Here is a 16,208-nt window from a genome sequence, read left to right on the forward strand (position 1 = left end):
GACAAACACATTAAGGTAAGTAACGAAAACGTTTGCCTTAATTATAGTGAACTTATACGTAAACCTATTTTTGACACGTGTTACTGATTCGATCAGGCATGAGTGGAGAAAAGCCAGGAATGTAAGCTAGAGAAAGGGATATACTACCCTTTGTATAGCTATCGTTCTATCTTTTTTTCCTCATGCCTTTTTGGCGTTTGTCGGAAGGTATCAATATAGATAAGAGAGGAAGGGTTTCCATGTTTAAGAAGATCTTTGGTGTTCTTCAAAAAGTCGGGAAAGCGTTAATGCTTCCAGTAGCGATTTTACCGGCAGCAGGTATTTTACTTGGATTTGGTAATGCATTTCAAAATCCACAGTTAACAAATGTTATTCCTGCTTTAAAAGCAGATTGGTTCGTAATGGTTGCAAAAATTATGGAACAATCTGGTGATATTATTTTCGCTAACCTTGCATTATTATTCGCAGTTGGGGTAGCAATTGGTTTAGCAGGTGGAGACGGAGTAGCTGGTTTAGCAGCATTCGTTGGCTACCTAATTATGAACAAAACGATGAGTGTGTTCTTAGAAGTAGATAAGTTAGTAAAAGTAACAAGTTCTGGAGCAGACCCAGTGAAAATTGGATTTGCAGATCCAGCATATGCGAATGTATTAGGAATTCCAACGCTACAAACAGGAGTATTTGGTGGTATTATCGTCGGTATAGTAGCGGCATATTGCTATAATAAATACTTCAATATTGAATTACCTTCATACCTAGGTTTCTTTGCAGGTAAGCGTTTCGTACCGATCGCAACTGCAACATTCTCTTTAGTAGTAGGTATTATCATGTGCTTCATTTGGCCATACATTCAAGGTGGCTTAAATACGTTCTCACATCAAATGATTGATGCGAATAGAACGTTAGCAGCATTTATTTTTGGTTTAATTGAACGTTCATTAATTCCATTTGGATTACATCACATTTTCTATTCACCGTTCTGGTTCGAATTTGGTCAGTACACAAATGCAGCTGGCGAATTAATCCGCGGTGACCAAAAAATCTTTATGGCACAGTTAAAAGATGGTGTAGAATTAACAGCAGGTACATTTACAACTGGTAAGTATCCGTTCATGATGTTTGGTCTTCCAGCAGCAGCTTTAGCAATGTACCATGAAGCACGTCCAGAAAATAAAAAATTAGCAGCTGGTATTTTAGGTTCTGCTGCATTAACATCTTTCTTAACAGGTATTACAGAACCACTTGAATTTTCATTCTTATTCGTAGCACCAGTATTATTCGGAATTCACGCTGTATTTGCTGGTCTATCATTTATGACAATGCAAATTTTAGGTGTTAAAATTGGTATGACATTCTCTGGTGGTTTAATCGACTTTATGTTATTCGGTGTATTACCAGGCCGTACAGCATGGTGGTGGGTAATTATTGTTGGTCTTGTACTAGCAGTTATTTACTACTTCGGATTCCGCTTTGCAATCCGTAAATGGAATTTAAAAACACCTGGTCGTGAAGTAGCAAATGCGAATGACGGCGCAGGAAAAACAGAAGCAGGTGAACTTCCTCGAGAAGTATTAGTAGCACTTGGTGGTAAAGAAAACATTGCTTCTTTAGATGCTTGTATTACTCGTTTACGTGTTCAAGTTAACGAACAAAAGAATGTAAACAAAGACCGCTTAAAAGAACTTGGAGCGGCTGGTGTACTTGAAGTTGGAAATAACATTCAAGCTATTTTCGGACCAAAATCTGACACATTAAAATCACAAATTCATGATATTATGTCAGGTCGTACACCTCATGTTGAAAAAGAAGAGCCTGTAAAGGTAGAAGAAACTCCTCAAAAAGTTGATGAAAATGAAACAATCGTATCACCAATTGAAGGGAAAATCTTACCGATTACAGAAGTACCTGATCAAGTATTCTCAGGAAAAATGATGGGAGACGGATTTGCAATCGAGCCAACAGAAGGAACAGTAGTTTCTCCAGTTAATGGTGAGATCGTCAATGTATTCCCTACAAAGCATGCGATTGGTATTCAATCTGAGGGTGGAAAAGAGATATTAATTCACTTTGGTATTGATACTGTAAAATTAAATGGTGAAGGATTTGAGGCACTTGTAGCGCAAGGCGACAAAGTGAAACAAGGACAACCATTATTAAAAGTAGATCTTGCATTCGTAAAAGAAAATGCACCATCTATTATTACGCCAATTGTATTTACAAATTTACAACAAGGGCAACAAGTCGAATTGAAAAAAGATGGAAATGTTAAGAAGGGCGAAAACGCTATTATTGACATTCAGTAGGAATTTGACGCAAAATGTTTATAATTATAATAGGCGATGTGGTTGACCGAACATCGCCTATTATATACAATAGATGATGTAGTACTCACGTCTATACAACTAAAAAAAACTGTAATTTAAAGGAGATAAATTATCATGGAAAAAATCTTTAAAGTAACTAGCGACTCAGGAATTCATGCACGTCCAGCAACTCTACTTGTAAACACTGCAAGCAAATTTGGTTCTGACATTAACTTAGAGTATAACGGAAAAAACGTTAACTTAAAATCAATCATGGGCGTTATGTCTTTAGGCATTCAACAAAACGCAGAAATTAAAATCACTGCAAATGGTGATGATGCAGCTCAAGCACTAGCAGCTATCGAAGAAACTATGAAAAACGAAGGATTAGGAGAATAATGACTCTTAATATTCAAGGGATCGCTGCATCAAGTGGGATTGCTATTGCAAAGGCTTTCAGACTTGAGAATCCTGAATTTAACATTGAAAAGAAATCAATTACAAACGAAGCTGCTGAAATTGCACGCTTAGACGCTGCGCTTGAGAAAGCAAAAACTGAATTAGAAGCAATTAAGGACCACGCTTTTGCTGAGCTGGGTGCTGATAAAGCTGCGATCTTTGAAGCACATTTATTAGTATTAAATGATCCAGAACTAGTAAACCCGGTAAAAGATAAAGTAAATAGCGAAAAAGTAAATGCTGAATTTGCAATGGATGAAGTTGCATCAATGTTTATTTCTATGTTTGAAAACATGGATAACGAATATATGAAAGAACGTGCTGCGGACATTCGTGACGTAACAAAACGCGTTCTTGCACATTTACTAGGAATTAACTTCTCAAACCCTGGTACAATTTCTGAAGAAGTAATCATTATTGCTGAAGATTTAACACCATCTGATACAGCTCAGTTAAACCGTAAGTATGCAAAAGGTTTCACGACTGATATCGGTGGACGTACATCTCACTCTGCAATTATGGCTCGTTCTATGGAAATTCCTGCAGTTGTTGGTACGAAAGTTGTTATGGAGAAAATCCAAGATGGCGATATCGTAATCATTGACGGTTTAGATGGAGAAGTAATTGTAAACCCATCGGAAGAAACTCTTCGTTCTTTTGAAGAAAAGAAAGCGAAATTTGAAGAGCAAAAAGCAATATGGGCAAAATTAAAAGACCAAGCTACTGTAACGAGCGATGGACATCACGTTGAGCTTGTTGCTAATATCGGAACACCAAATGATGTACAAGGTATTATCGATAATGGCGGAGAAGGCGTTGGTTTATACCGTACAGAATTCTTATACATGGGCCGTGACAATCTTCCAACAGAAGAAGAGCAGTTCGAGGCGTATAAAGCAGTTCTTGAAGGTGTAAAAGAAGGTCAACCTGTTGTTGTTCGTACACTTGACATCGGTGGAGATAAAGAGCTTCCATACTTACATTTACCAAAAGAAATGAACCCATTCTTAGGATACCGTGCAATTCGCTTATGTCTTGATGAGCAAGATGTGTTCCGTACACAACTTCGTGCATTACTTCGTGCTAGCGTATACGGTAACTTAAAAATTATGTTCCCAATGATTGCAACTCTTGATGAGTTCCGTCAAGCGAAAGCGATTTTATTAGAAGAGAAAGCAAAACTTGTAGAAGCGGGTACAACTGTTTCTGATTCTATTGAAGTGGGTATGATGGTTGAAATTCCAGCTTCAGCAGTATTAGCAGATCAATTCGCAAAAGAAGTTGATTTCTTCTCTATTGGAACAAATGACTTAATCCAATACACAATGGCTGCAGACCGTATGAACGAACGTGTAGCTTACTTATATCAACCATATAACCCATCTATTTTACGTCTTGTAAAAATGGTTATCGATGCTGCTCATAAAGAGGGCAAATGGGCTGGTATGTGTGGTGAGATGGCGGGAGATTCACTTGCTATCCCATTATTATTAGGATTAGGCTTAGATGAGTTCAGTATGAGTGCAACATCTATCCTTCCTGCAAGAACACAACTAAGCAAGTTGTCAAAAGCAGAAATGGAAACATTAGCAGAAAAGGCATTAACAATGTCAACTGCTGAAGAAGTTGTTGAATTAGTTAAAAGCATATAATCAATAAAAAAACCTGAGTCGATTTGAAATCGGTCTCAGGTTTTTTCTATGAGAAAAGTATATCTTATTTGCTTACTATCGAGGATAAGAGACAGAATTAGATAGCGATTGCAACGATATCAGTTGGGCATACACGTAAAATACCAGTAAAAGTATTTCGATTTTGATTGTTCTTATCGTCTTTATTGTTATCTTTGTCGTCTTTGTTATTACGAGCTAAAGCAGAGAAAAGAGCAACACCGTTAGCGAAACCTTCAAAAATTACATTGTTGAAAGTACCATTACCTCTAATGCTTAAAAGAGAAAGCTCTGTTCCAACTGAAATGTTAGCAAGTACGTTACATACAGCAGTTCGTTGTGGTCTAACTTCTTCTCTCTCTTTCTCGCGATGTTCGCGATGGTCACACTCTCTTTCACGATGATGACAGTCTCTAAAGTTATCACAGCATCCAAATGATCCAAACATAATCCTCATCACCCCCTTCACACTTATAATCTATGTAAGTTCGGTAGTTAGTGACTGGACAGAGCGTGGAATTTTTTCTAGGGTATTTTCTCATTTTAAAAGACTAGCTGGGTGTTTAGTACGGAATGATGTTTAAAATAGGGGAAATATCACAAAAAAGTGTAAAGACCACCAAAATGAATGAAATAGGTAGGCTTTACACTTTTTTACTTTTATATAAAACAATGATATATACTGGGAGAGCTAAGAGTAATGGTGCAATGGATCGTGCAGTATGTTTTTCTGCGTCTAATTGGAACGCTTCTTCTTTTGGGAATTGTAACACTGATATGTTTGCAGCATCGCCAATAAAATATAGAAGTAGTACAGTTACTATGTAACTTAAAAGTGCGATAAAGCTTCCGTATGAACTCAATGAAAATCCCTCTCTTGTTATCTATTTGTTATCATTGTATCATAATTGTAACAAAAACACACGGTTATATTTCGATACTTTAACAAATTTCGACATAAAACGTCATATTCGTTTACGGAATTAACTTAAACTGTACTGTTTATCTATCTGTAGATGTCGAATAACACATTGTAATATTACGGATGTGTGACAGAGTATAAAAAAACGAAGGTAATGAAATTACCTTCGTTTTTACTATTTTGCCCATTCACTCACTTGCTCTACGCTCATTCGTGGTGCAGGGTGGCCTTTTAAAGTTGATTCACCAATTGTAATAAGCATAATTGGTACGTATCGAGATGAAACATTGAATTCTTCTGTAAGTGCTTGTGGATTGAAACCACCGATAGCGCAAGTGTCCCAGCCAGTTGCTTTAGCTGCAAGCATAAGTTGCATTGCTGCTAAAGATGCATTTGAAAAAGCAGCATCTCTTGGGAATTGTTCACGAGTATATGCAGATTCAATATTTTTAGCTAAACGCTCTTTTGCTTCTTCTTTCATAAAGCCCTGTTCAACAATTGGACCATAAACGGGTGCAACATTTTTATAAGCTTCTAAATCACCTAAAACAGCGACTACTGCAGAAGCATCGAGAATTTGTTGTTGGTTATAAGCAATTGGATGTAATCGTTTTTGTACATCTTCTCCTTGGAAAACAAGGAATTTCCAGTGTTGCAGGTTCCAAGCAGAAGGTGCTTGTGCAGCTGCTTTTAAAATTTCATGTAATTCTGTCGATGAAATTTCTTTGTCTGGGTTGAATGCACGTGTAGACGTGCGTTCATATAGAACGTTAAAAAAGTTATCGTTTGTCATTATATATCCTCCAAATTACATATCAAATTATTTAAAAATAAATGTAATATCTTCTACTTACATTTTGTAAGTTGTCGAGTTTAAGAATATAATATCTTTATTTTAATTGTCAAGTTTTAAAGAGTAAGCTAGGGCATTCATACAAACGATACAATTCCTATAATCATACACTAAAAAAGGAATTTATAGAGTGAAAAAGCGAAGATTACATTCTCAATTAGCTTGTTGCTATGTATCCCTCACGCATTAAAGTTTTTGGGAATAGCTATTTATAAAACGTTTGTGAGGAATTCTGTAGAACAAGATATATGAAGTGAGTGAAGACTAGTGATGAACATACTACATTTTTTATTAGAGAATACGGTTTTCCAAAATGTACTACAAGATCTTAAGTTAAATGTCCTTTATATAGAAAATGGATGCACACATCAACAAACGATTGAAAATATTCATCCCAAATGCATGTTTATAGCAAATAGTTTTGAAGAAGGAGAACTATTGCTTCATAAGACTAAACCGCATATTGTAATTATGTATGTAACAGATTTTTCTCAAATAAAATATATAAAGAATATGTATAATCCACATAGTACATTCATTGTCATTTGGGATCAACAAATAACAAATGAGTTTACAGAGGTGCTTACGTTAGGAATACGTAATATTGTGATAGCACCAGTAACTCCACAAGTAGTTTTAGAAGAAGTAAATAAAAGTTTGTATCAACTTTCTTTAGTGCGGCAAGTAAGTTTGCAACAAGAACTACTGCAGATGATGTTTGATTTTCACAATGATCTATTATTTATAGTAGAAGATGATGAGATTGTTGATTGTAATACGAATTTTTTAGAGTTTTTTGGATATGAAAATTTGTTTGATTATCGTGCGCAACATTTAGTGTTTGCCGAACATTTTATTAGAGAAAATGGATATTATTCGACGACTCATGATATAACATGGTTAGATGATACATTATCATATGATAGAAGAATTAAGATGTCTAATTATGAAGGAATTGTATCAACTTTTTTATTACGTGCGACGCCGTTACCAGAAGATTTATCGAGATTTATTGTAAAGTGTACAGAGATTACAGAATTAGATGAAATCTATCAAGAACAAGAAAGACTTGCCATGATAGATTCATTGACAGAGATTTATAATCGTTTGAAGTTCCAACAAATATTAGAGGTAGAGTGGGATAATGTAATACGTAACGATGAAAAAATGGCAATTATATTATTTGATATAGATAATTTTAAAACAGTAAATGACACATATGGTCATGATTTTGGAGACTTAGCATTAATACAACTTGCAGAACTTATGAAGTCTAAAGTAGAGCAACAACATGTATTTGCAAGATGGGGAGGAGAAGAATTTATTATATTAGTGACAAATACAGTAGAAAAAGAAGCATTTCAAGTTGCAGAATCATTGCGCTTTTTTATTGAAACAAAACAATTCTCTGGAATTTCGAAATTAACAGCGAGTTTTGGAGTAGCGTTATATGAGAAAGGAATTACAAGAGAAGAATTAATGCAGCGAGCGGACATTGCATTATATGAAGCGAAAAAAAATGGGAAAAATCAGGTATGTATATATAGAAAAGAAAAAATGTGATTTTTCGCAACTAATTGTTGCGATTTTTTTTTATTGCCTGATAATAGTAGTAGGGAGACCATATGCAATGAAGTAATTATGGAGGAACAATATGATAAAAAAAATAATAGTAGTTGCTTCACTATGTACTGTTGTTTGCGGCGGAGTATACTATGCTTTCTATGCTCCCAGTGTAATGGAACAAACAGTGTTAACTACTAATGTGGCCCCGGCTATTGGGTCAGAAGTGCAAGATAATATAGAAGAAAAAGAAGAGAGACAAATTGATTATGCTAGTATATCTCAAAAATTAGATCAATATTTAGTAGGAAAGCAATTTAATGGGACAGTTTTGGTGACTGATAAAGAGCGTGTTATATTGAATAAAGGATATGGATATGCTGATGTTCAAAATAAAATAGAAAATACACCTCAAACAAAATATCGTATCGGTTCTATTACGAAAACAGTAGTTGCTACATCTATTTTACAGCTACAAGAACAAGGGAAATTAAACATTCAGGAAAATGTAAATACATATATTCCTTCATTTCCAGCAGATAAAAATATCACTTTATATCATTTATTAACGCATACATCGGGTTTACCGGAAAGCGGCAAAGGAAAAGTGAATGCGGCTTCTCGTATAAACTTAGTAAATTGGATTGGGAGTCAAAAAGTAGAGTTTCCACCAGGAGCAGGTTGGAGATATACAGATTATAATTATATGGTGCTTGCTTATATTATAGAAAGCATATCAAAAAAAACGTTAGGAGATTACATAAAAGAAAATATATTTATTAAAGCAGAAATGCACGAATCTGGTATGGGAAATATGGCTCCGGGAGATCAGCATTTTACTAAAGGGTACGTTAAGAAAGATAATGTACTTGAACCTGCACAAAAATTGTCAATGGATTGGTTATACGGTTGCGGCGAGATGTATACGACAGTTGGAGATATGAAGAAATTAGACGAAGCAATTATAAATGGGAAACTTCTTTCTGAACAAAGTATGCAAGCGATGTTTTCACCTTCAGAAGAACGGAAATATGCATTTAGTTTTTATATATACCCAGATTATTTTCATAATCATGGTGTACTATCTGGTTGGAACACTTTCAATAATTTTAATAAAGAAAAAGGGACTTTTGTTATTTTATTTTCAAATGTGAAAAATAGTATGGATGATGATTTTAATAATGAGTTTCGAAAGATGGTAAATGATTTATTAGAACAAAGGGGATGAGAATATGGAAAACAAAATTTTATCAATAGGTTTCATCGGTATTGGTGTAATGGGAAAAAGTATGGTTCGTCATTTAATGCAAGAAGGTCATAAAGTATATGTATATAATAGAACGAAAGCGAAGACAGATTCTTTAGTACAAGATGGTGCAAATTGGTGTGATACACCGAAAGAGTTAGTGAAGCAAGTAGATGTTGTAATGACTATGGTTGGATATCCACATGATGTTGAAGAAGTGTACTTTGGAAGTGAAGGGATTATAGAGAATGCAAATGAAGGCACGATAGCCATTGATTTTACGACATCTACACCAACATTGGCAAAACGTATAAATGAAGTTGGTAAAAGAAAGAATGTATTTACGTTAGATGCCCCAGTATCTGGAGGAGATGTTGGTGCTAAAGAAGCAAGACTTGCAATTATGGTCGGTGGAGAGAAAGACATATATGATAGATGTTTACCGTTATTTGAAAAACTAGGAACAAATATTCAGTTACAAGGACCAGCTGGGAGTGGACAACATACGAAAATGTGCAATCAAATTGCAATTGCATCCAACATGATTGGAGTATGTGAAGCTGTTGCTTACGCGAAAAAGGCTGGACTAAATCCAGATAAAGTATTAGAGAGTATTTCAACAGGTGCAGCAGGTAGTTGGTCATTAAATAATTTAGCTCCTCGAATGTTAAAAGGAGACTTTGAGCCAGGGTTTTACGTAAAGCATTTTATGAAAGATATGAAAATCGCTTTAGATGAGGCTGAAAAATTACAATTACCAGTACCAGGTTTAAGCTTGGCGAAAGAATTGTATGAAGAGTTAATTATGGATGGAGAAGAAAATAGCGGAACACAAGTGTTATATAAAAAGTATATAAGGGGGTAAATGAGATGGATCTCCAAAAGTTTGATGAGATGATTGATGCTGTGCAGCGAGCAACTTGTATACCAATCAATGAAAAACAAAAGGAAGCCTTTAAACAAAAATATGATTTTGAACCAAACTTTGAATATGGAAGAGATGAGAAAGGGCATTATGTCATTCGAACTTCAAAAAAGATGTTAGAAGAAATGGAGTTTTATTTGGCATTAAAATATGATCGTGATGGAGTGGATCTTTATATGCAAGCTGAGATTGACGATATATGTCATGTGTCTGTTAGCTATAGTGAAGATGCGTTACATCTACAAGAATTGTTTCAATTTCTAGAAGAAAATAAATAAAAGTCCTCATTTGAGGACTTTTATTTATTTAGGTAAATATATTTCATTTTTATAATTATAAGCTAGAAGCTCGACGGCACCGTTCAACCGGGAACGGGATAACTTGCGCCATGTGGTTAGCGCCAAATTGTTTTGAGCGAGCGTGGCGTAATATATAAAATGCGCACAGAATAGCAACAGGAATAGCGCCGTATAAACCAAAAAATAAAGCGCTTACACAAGAGGCGACAAAACCTAAAACACCAACTTCTAACTCTTCCATAATAGCTCCTAAAATAACAGGAATAGCTCCGCATAAAACTCCTAGTATAAGTGCGATAAGTAAACTCATGATTATCCCCCTCTGTTTGCAATATTATTTTCCTTCTTATTAGTTGTAGTATATCATATATAAAACAGAATTTTCAGAAAAAATTCAAAAAAAGTTCAACAAATGTTCAAAAAGGGTTGAGAAATACACTTGAAAAATCGAGTGGATAGATTGTTTCTTGGAAGAAGAGGAAAGATGCTTTGAATAAATAAAAAATCAGGCCTATTTCATTTTTTGAAATAAGCCTGTTCCATAGGAGGATGTATATATGTAGAGTGAATAAAAGGTTGGAAAAGGGGGTCCAAGTCCTTTTATTCAACTAGCTACCTTAATAGATTGGAACCCAGCCTTCAGTTGTAACAAAAATACGAATAGCCACAACTTGACGATCATCCTGCAAAGTAAAATAATGTCTTGCATTTTCAGGAACAGAGATTAGGTCGCCTGGCTCAAGTTCAACGTCAAAGAATTTTCCATCTTTGCCTTCAATAGCAAAGATGCCATGGCCACTGACAATAAAGCGAACTTCATCATCAGTATGATGGTGTTCTTTTTGGAAATTAATTAATAATTCGTCAAGGTTAGGTGTGCTACTTGAAAGTGAAATTACATCATGCGCTTTATAACCTCGGCGTGCTGAAACATCAGCGATTTCTTTTGAAAAAACAGTTAATATTTCAGCTTTGTTATCATCTGTTAACGAATAATTTTCATTTAAATGAGTAGGAAGTTTAGAAATATTCCATTTCTCATATAAAACGCCTTCCTCTTGTAGAAATTTTGATACTTCCACTTCATTCTCAATGCGAGTATTTACTTCATGAATACGAATTTGCGCCATTAGAAACGCCTCCTTGAATTGATAATAGTTTTATATGAAATTGGAATAAAAACTCATAAGCTTCTAATCTTTTCTTTGCATCAAAGCTATCTCGGCCCCATACAGTGATGCCGTGATTTCGAATTAATACTGCTCCCGAATCTCCTTGTATATGTTTTCGGAAGTTCTCCCCAAGTGTTGGGATATGAGCATGGTTTTCGATAATAGGAATGTGAATTGTTGCACCTTCCTCCCAAATATCAAGAGCTTTAATGATTTCTTGATTTTGAAGGGTGACTGTATCGCTATACAAATTTGTGATGACATTGTTATCCGTTGTATGAACATGAAGTACGCACCCGGCATTCGTATTGTTATAAATATGTGTATGCAATATTGTTTCTGCTGAAGGGCGTAATTCAGTCTCTAAAACGGGAACTCCTGCATGATCTACTAATAGAAAATCATCTGGAGTGGTTTTTGTTTTATCTTTACCGCTTGCTGTAATAAGGAAAGTAAGCGGCTCATGACTAACTTTTATAGAAATATTGCCACTTGTTGCTGGAAACCAATTTCGAGTTGTTAATTCTTTTTTAATCTCGCTTAAGTCATACCATTGACGAAACAGTTGTTTCATGATTTCACCTCCAACAAATGTTTTAATTCAGCTTGAACATCGTGAAATGTTTCAAACGGTGTATAAACAATATGATTTTCTTTACACTTTGTAATAAGGAAATCGCGAGCGAATACTTTATCTGCTTGTTTCGCAGCTTGTAAATCAGTAATAGAATCTCCGATTACAATATGGAAATTATTTGTATCACTTAATTTGCGGATTAAAGATGATTTACATAATCCACAATGATTTTGACAGTAATGATCACAAGGGTTAGGCCACTTAACTGTAATGTATTCATTTGAAAAGTCTGTTTCATTACAGTAAATTTGCTCTTTTGGAATGATTCCTTGTAAGAGTGGATAGACGAAGAAATCCATTCCACCTGATACAACGTAAAAAGAAATATTATTTTCATTTACAAATTGTATAAATTCACGAAAGCCACTACGAATTTCGGCAGTTTCTTTTAAAAATTGAATTATATCATCATGCAAATTAGTAGGTAGCAATTGAAATAATTGAGAAACACCTTCTTGAATAGAAAGCTCTTGTGATAAAATTCTTTGCTTTATTTCTTCTGCTTCTGGTGGTGCGAATTTTTCCATAATCGACATAATGTTATCGTTATTTGTAATCGTACCATCGAAATCACAAAATACTTGAATACTCATAATTTCACCTCATAAGAGGGATTTCCCCATATTTGTAGTGCGCTATGCAAATTTATGTCATCTACTTCATGGAGTAGATGACCTTGCAAAGTAGCATCAATTGCAGTGCGGAAAGCCTTTCCACCACCTTGCGCCCCATACGGATGCCCATGTATGCCGCCGCCCGCATTAATAACAACATCTTTACCGAAGTCTCGTAGAATAAAGGGAACGAAACCAGGATGAATGCCAGCAGATGGGACAGAGAAACTTTTCTTGAAAAACGCATCGTCTTCAGTTAGATAGTTTGAAATGTTGAAAGCATCTTCCTTTTCTAACGCAACACTTCCGTATGGAGACGGGAATAAAGAAAAATCAGCACCAGCATAACGTAGTAGCTTTCCAAGTAATAATGGAGATGAGACCCCATATAGCTTGGATGCTGAATAAGCACCACTTACAGCAGGGTGTGCCATAATAGGAACTGGGATTTCATCATCTTCTGCCAGTGATTGTAGTACATCTAGTCCGTAAGCAAATACATTAAATAATAGAATATCAGCACCAGCCTGCACTGCGCGTTTCGCATTTTCTTTTAAGTCGAAAGTTCGCCCTGTTAAATTTACGGCATATAATGTTTTATGGCCGTATGTTTCATATACGGATTGTAAAACTTCTTTTCCAGATACAATTCGCTTCGCAAGTGGTGTTAAGGAGTTCTCGAATAAAATTTCATCATCTTTTACGATATCCACACCACCAATTGCTTGATCGCGTAATTGAGTTTTTAAGTATCCAATATTTCGTCCAATCATTCCTTTGAAAATGCTCATTAAAAGGGGACGGTTATACACTTGTACACGATTTCGAATACCGTCTATACCGAATTTTGGACCAGGGAAGTGCTTTTTTAATTCGTCTGAAAACGTTAAGTCAATTAATTTCACTTCGCCATCAAGTGATAACTTTCCGAATGTAGTTGTTAAAATCGCTGGTAAATCTGGACTGAAATTTAATAATGGGTATTCGATTTTAATAATCCCACGTTTTACTTTTTTGCGTAGATACGAATTGATATGTTCTTGTTCATCTAATTCCTCAATATGAATGACGTTGCCTTTATGTTGTTTTAATTGTTCTTGTAATAAATGTGGCAAATGAGTCCAAGAGCCAATTGTTAAACCGAGTGCAATTTGTTCAGCTTTTTTGTCTAAGTTAAGTGAATCGTCATGGATTAAATACGTCGCTATAATTCCGCTCATTGTTATAACCTCCTAGTTAAATAAAAAAACCTCTCAGCTAAGGAGAGGTTTTTTTACAACCAGCTCCTTATCTGTCAGCGTAATGCTGCGAGAATTAGCACCGTGTCTACAATTGTAGATCGGTTGCCGGGTTTCGTCGGGCTCGTCCCTCCACCTGCTCTTGATAAGAAGTATTTAGAAATGTTTAAATTTTTAAGATAACTGAATTTTGTCAGATATTTTTCATGTTGTCAACGACTTTTTGAAAAAATTTAATTTATCAATTCGATTAATTGCTTCTCGTAATCGTTCTTCTGTGTGCAAGAGACCAACGCGGACGTATCCTTCACCGTGTTCACCAAATCCAACACCAGGAGCAACTGCAACGTGTGCTTTTTCTAGCAAAATATCAGAAAATTGCTCAGATGTATAGCCTTCTGGTACAGGAAGCCATGCAAAGAAGGATCCGGTTGGGATGTCTACATTCCAACCGATAGAGTGACAAGCTGAAATAAGAGCATTTCTTCGAGATTCGTAACTATTTACAAGATCTACGACGCAAGATTGTGAACTTAATAGCGCTTCGCGGGCAGCGTCTTGAACTGCACCAAAAATACTAACATACATATGATCTTGCAATAGGTTAATTGTTTCGATGACACTTTCATTCCCTATGGCAAAAGCAATACGCCATCCAGCCATATTGAAAGTTTTGGATAATGTGTAAATTTCAATTCCTATATCTTTTGCACCGTCTGCTTGCAAGAAACTAACCGGTTTTTGACCATCAAATCCGATCGCGCCGTAAGCAAAATCGTGAACGACTAATATATTATGTTTATTAGCAAAATGAATGGTTTCATCAAAGAAATCTTTTGATGCAGTAGCACCAGTAGGATTGTTTGGATAGTTTAAAAACATTAACTTTGCTTGTTTCGCAATAGCGTCATCAATTTTTGTATAATCTGGTAAAAATTTATTTTCGGCAATAAGCGGCATTGTTTCAAATTGTGCTTTTGCTAAAGCAACTCCGGATAAATAATCTGGATAGCCTGGATCGGGAACGAGAATCGTATCACCAGGATTGGTAAAACACATTGGTAATTCTACTAATCCAGCTTTTCCACCAAACAAAATAGCAACTTCAGTTTTTGGATTTACTACTACATCATATTCACGTTGATAGAATGTTGCCACGGCTTCTTTTAAGCTTTCGTGTCCACGAAATGGCGGATATTTATGATGAATGGTCTTTTCTGCAGCATGTTGTAAAGCTTTTACGATATGCTGCGGTGTTGGTTGATCTGGATTACCTTGACCTAGATTAATAACATCGTGACCAGCCGCAACGACTTTGTTAACTTTTGCAACAAGTGAAGCGAAAAATTGTGTTGGCAATGATGTTACTATCTCAGAAGGTTGAAATAATTTCATACTTTCCACCTCTTTTGAAAGTTGTTACAATTCTAGTGACAAATGATATAATCTTTCCAGTATTTTGTAAAGAGAAAATTAAGAATGGGGCTGAAAAAATGAAAGTCGCATGTATTCAAATGGATATTGTATTTGGAGATGTAGAAAAAAATATGGAGAACGCTAAAAACAAAATAAGCGAAGCGATGAAGGAAAGGCCAGATGTTATCGTCTTACCAGAACTATGGACAACAGGATATGATTTAACGAGGCTTTCTGAAATTGCAGATAGAGATGGATTAGAAACGAAAGAAAAGTTGAAAGAATGGTCGAAGCAATATGGTGTACATATTGTTGGTGGTTCTATAGCAAAGCAAACAGAGCAAGGGGTTACCAATACAATGTATGTTGTAAACAACGAAGGAGATCTAGTCAATGAATATAGTAAAGTACATTTATTTCAGCTTATGGATGAACACAAATATTTAATAGCGGGTAATGAAACAGGTGAATTTAAACTAGATGATATCGAGTGCGCTGGCACAATTTGCTATGATATTCGTTTTCCAGAATGGATGCGCGTTCATACTGCTAAAGGGGCAAAAGTTTTATTCGTTGTAGCAGAATGGCCATTAGTTCGTTTAGCACATTGGCGTTTGCTATTGCAAGCAAGAGCAGTTGAAAATCAATGTTATGTTGTTGCATGCAATAGGTCAGGAAAGGATCCGAATAATGAGTTTGCAGGTCATTCTCTAATTGTGGATCCTTGGGGTGAAGTCGTGGTAGAGGCAAATAAAGAGGAATCCATTTTATTTGGAGAACTTACATTCGAGAAGATTAAAGAGGTACGTAAAGGAATTCCAGTTTTTGCAGATCGCCGTCCAGAACTATACAAATAAAATATTGACAAGTGATTTTTATTCTTGGTATAGT

The 16,208-nt window shown here is 35.4% G+C and carries 17 protein-coding genes and 1 riboswitch; of the genes, 8 read left to right on the forward strand and 9 right to left on the reverse strand.

The annotated features are described in order from the left end of the window. Positions 1 to 239: 239 nt before the first annotated feature. From ptsG to ptsP, 3 genes are all read left to right on the forward strand, one after another. Positions 240 to 2,303, forward strand: coding sequence for a PTS glucose transporter subunit IIABC (gene ptsG / locus JDS81_RS03400; RefSeq protein WP_000473187.1), 2,064 nt, complete (start codon positions 240 to 242; stop codon positions 2,301 to 2,303). Positions 2,304 to 2,438: 135 nt separating this feature from the next. Continuing rightward, positions 2,439 to 2,702, forward strand: a complete 264-nt coding sequence (gene ptsH / locus JDS81_RS03405; RefSeq protein WP_000411080.1) for a phosphocarrier protein HPr — start codon at positions 2,439 to 2,441, stop codon at positions 2,700 to 2,702. Next, on the forward strand, positions 2,702 to 4,414 hold the full coding sequence (gene ptsP, locus JDS81_RS03410) for a phosphoenolpyruvate--protein phosphotransferase (protein ID WP_097953022.1): 1,713 nt from the start codon (positions 2,702 to 2,704) through the stop codon (positions 4,412 to 4,414). Before ptsH ends, ptsP begins: the two co-directional genes overlap by 1 nt. A gap of 97 nt (positions 4,415 to 4,511) precedes the next feature. On the opposite strand, the gene JDS81_RS03415 is transcribed toward ptsP, so the two are convergent. The 3 genes from JDS81_RS03415 to JDS81_RS03425 form a co-directional block, all read right to left on the reverse strand. After that, on the reverse strand, positions 4,512 to 4,880 hold the full coding sequence (locus JDS81_RS03415; protein WP_097953023.1) for a DUF3915 domain-containing protein: 369 nt from the start codon (positions 4,878 to 4,880) through the stop codon (positions 4,512 to 4,514). Positions 4,881 to 5,076: 196 nt separating this feature from the next. Continuing rightward, positions 5,077 to 5,295, reverse strand: a complete 219-nt coding sequence (locus JDS81_RS03420; RefSeq protein ID WP_000100489.1) for a hypothetical protein — start codon at positions 5,293 to 5,295, stop codon at positions 5,077 to 5,079. A 234-nt stretch (positions 5,296 to 5,529) separates the two neighbouring features. After that, entirely contained in the window at positions 5,530 to 6,147 is a 618-nt protein-coding gene (locus tag JDS81_RS03425; RefSeq protein ID WP_000180373.1) for a nitroreductase family protein, read from the reverse strand. A 330-nt stretch (positions 6,148 to 6,477) separates the two neighbouring features. On the opposite strand from JDS81_RS03425, the gene JDS81_RS03430 reads away from it, so the two are divergent. From JDS81_RS03430 to JDS81_RS03445, 4 genes are all read left to right on the forward strand, one after another. After that, positions 6,478 to 7,770: a GGDEF domain-containing protein gene (locus JDS81_RS03430; protein WP_142316302.1), complete on the forward strand. Its 1,293-nt coding sequence runs from the start codon at positions 6,478 to 6,480 to the stop codon at positions 7,768 to 7,770. Between the two features lie 91 nt (positions 7,771 to 7,861). Then, complete coding sequence (locus JDS81_RS03435; RefSeq protein WP_000591854.1) at positions 7,862 to 8,998, forward strand: serine hydrolase domain-containing protein; 1,137 nt, start codon at positions 7,862 to 7,864, stop codon at positions 8,996 to 8,998. 4 nt (positions 8,999 to 9,002) lie between these two features. Continuing rightward, positions 9,003 to 9,881 (forward strand): NAD(P)-dependent oxidoreductase, encoded by an 879-nt coding sequence (locus JDS81_RS03440; RefSeq protein ID WP_000428222.1) that lies wholly within the window; start codon positions 9,003 to 9,005, stop codon positions 9,879 to 9,881. Positions 9,882 to 9,886: 5 nt separating this feature from the next. Next, the gene (locus tag JDS81_RS03445; protein ID WP_097953025.1) at positions 9,887 to 10,219 is read left to right on the forward strand and encodes a DUF3909 family protein; all 333 of its coding nucleotides are present in this window, start codon (positions 9,887 to 9,889) and stop codon (positions 10,217 to 10,219) included. Between the two features lie 55 nt (positions 10,220 to 10,274). Here JDS81_RS03445 and JDS81_RS03450 read toward each other — a convergent pair whose 3' ends face one another. The 6 genes from JDS81_RS03450 to JDS81_RS03475 form a co-directional block, all read right to left on the reverse strand. Then, a complete protein-coding gene (locus JDS81_RS03450) occupies positions 10,275 to 10,550 on the reverse strand; it encodes a hypothetical protein (RefSeq protein WP_000054649.1) in 276 nt (91 codons plus the stop codon). Between the two features lie 307 nt (positions 10,551 to 10,857). Continuing rightward, positions 10,858 to 11,370 carry a 1,2-dihydroxy-3-keto-5-methylthiopentene dioxygenase gene (locus tag JDS81_RS03455; protein ID WP_000057312.1) on the reverse strand — a complete coding sequence of 171 codons (513 nt, stop codon included), beginning with the start codon at positions 11,368 to 11,370 and terminating at the stop codon, positions 10,858 to 10,860. Then, a complete protein-coding gene (locus JDS81_RS03460; RefSeq protein WP_000811318.1) occupies positions 11,348 to 11,986 on the reverse strand; it encodes a methylthioribulose 1-phosphate dehydratase in 639 nt (212 codons plus the stop codon). The genes JDS81_RS03455 and JDS81_RS03460 overlap by 23 nt, the downstream gene beginning before the upstream one ends. Beyond that, entirely contained in the window at positions 11,983 to 12,642 is a 660-nt protein-coding gene (locus JDS81_RS03465; RefSeq protein ID WP_000027454.1) for a 2-hydroxy-3-keto-5-methylthiopentenyl-1-phosphate phosphatase, read from the reverse strand. Before JDS81_RS03465 ends, JDS81_RS03460 begins: the two co-directional genes overlap by 4 nt. Continuing rightward, a complete protein-coding gene (gene mtnW / locus JDS81_RS03470) occupies positions 12,639 to 13,883 on the reverse strand; it encodes a 2,3-diketo-5-methylthiopentyl-1-phosphate enolase (RefSeq protein WP_097953026.1) in 1,245 nt (414 codons plus the stop codon). Before mtnW ends, JDS81_RS03465 begins: the two co-directional genes overlap by 4 nt. A 64-nt stretch (positions 13,884 to 13,947) precedes the next feature. Next, a riboswitch (SAM riboswitch) is annotated at positions 13,948 to 14,053 on the reverse strand. A 52-nt stretch (positions 14,054 to 14,105) separates the two neighbouring features. After that, the gene (locus JDS81_RS03475) at positions 14,106 to 15,296 is read right to left on the reverse strand and encodes a pyridoxal phosphate-dependent aminotransferase (RefSeq protein ID WP_000765539.1); all 1,191 of its coding nucleotides are present in this window, start codon (positions 15,294 to 15,296) and stop codon (positions 14,106 to 14,108) included. Between the two features lie 14 nt (positions 15,297 to 15,310). On the opposite strand from JDS81_RS03475, the gene JDS81_RS03480 reads away from it, so the two are divergent. Further along, positions 15,311 to 16,174, forward strand: a complete 864-nt coding sequence (locus tag JDS81_RS03480) for a carbon-nitrogen family hydrolase (RefSeq protein WP_033661364.1) — start codon at positions 15,311 to 15,313, stop codon at positions 16,172 to 16,174. The last annotated feature ends 34 nt before the right edge of the window (positions 16,175 to 16,208 follow it).

The sequence above is a fragment of the Bacillus cereus group sp. N31 genome (genome assembly GCF_016483245.1).
In the GTDB taxonomy this organism is placed as follows: domain Bacteria; phylum Bacillota; class Bacilli; order Bacillales; family Bacillaceae_G; genus Bacillus_A; species Bacillus_A toyonensis.

Excerpts from the sequence above, each read along its gene's own strand:
- JDS81_RS03435 (WP_000591854.1), top strand. The coding sequence starts at position 7,862 with ATGATAAAAAAAATAATAGTAGTTGCTTCACTATGTACTGTTGTTTGC.
- JDS81_RS03475 (WP_000765539.1), bottom strand. The coding sequence starts at position 15,296 with ATGAAATTATTTCAACCTTCTGAGATAGTAACATCATTGCCAACACAA.
- JDS81_RS03460 (WP_000811318.1), bottom strand. The coding sequence starts at position 11,986 with ATGAAACAACTGTTTCGTCAATGGTATGACTTAAGCGAGATTAAAAAA.
- ptsP (WP_097953022.1), top strand. The coding sequence starts at position 2,702 with ATGACTCTTAATATTCAAGGGATCGCTGCATCAAGTGGGATTGCTATT.
- mtnW (WP_097953026.1), bottom strand. The coding sequence starts at position 13,883 with ATGAGCGGAATTATAGCGACGTATTTAATCCATGACGATTCACTTAAC.
- JDS81_RS03465 (WP_000027454.1), bottom strand. The coding sequence starts at position 12,642 with ATGAGTATTCAAGTATTTTGTGATTTCGATGGTACGATTACAAATAAC.
- JDS81_RS03450 (WP_000054649.1), bottom strand. The coding sequence starts at position 10,550 with ATGAGTTTACTTATCGCACTTATACTAGGAGTTTTATGCGGAGCTATT.
- JDS81_RS03455 (WP_000057312.1), bottom strand. The coding sequence starts at position 11,370 with ATGGCGCAAATTCGTATTCATGAAGTAAATACTCGCATTGAGAATGAA.
- JDS81_RS03430 (WP_142316302.1), top strand. The coding sequence starts at position 6,478 with ATGAACATACTACATTTTTTATTAGAGAATACGGTTTTCCAAAATGTA.
- ptsH (WP_000411080.1), top strand. The coding sequence starts at position 2,439 with ATGGAAAAAATCTTTAAAGTAACTAGCGACTCAGGAATTCATGCACGT.
- JDS81_RS03425 (WP_000180373.1), bottom strand. The coding sequence starts at position 6,147 with ATGACAAACGATAACTTTTTTAACGTTCTATATGAACGCACGTCTACA.
- JDS81_RS03445 (WP_097953025.1), top strand. The coding sequence starts at position 9,887 with ATGGATCTCCAAAAGTTTGATGAGATGATTGATGCTGTGCAGCGAGCA.
- JDS81_RS03440 (WP_000428222.1), top strand. The coding sequence starts at position 9,003 with ATGGAAAACAAAATTTTATCAATAGGTTTCATCGGTATTGGTGTAATG.
- ptsG (WP_000473187.1), top strand. The coding sequence starts at position 240 with ATGTTTAAGAAGATCTTTGGTGTTCTTCAAAAAGTCGGGAAAGCGTTA.
- JDS81_RS03415 (WP_097953023.1), bottom strand. The coding sequence starts at position 4,880 with ATGTTTGGATCATTTGGATGCTGTGATAACTTTAGAGACTGTCATCAT.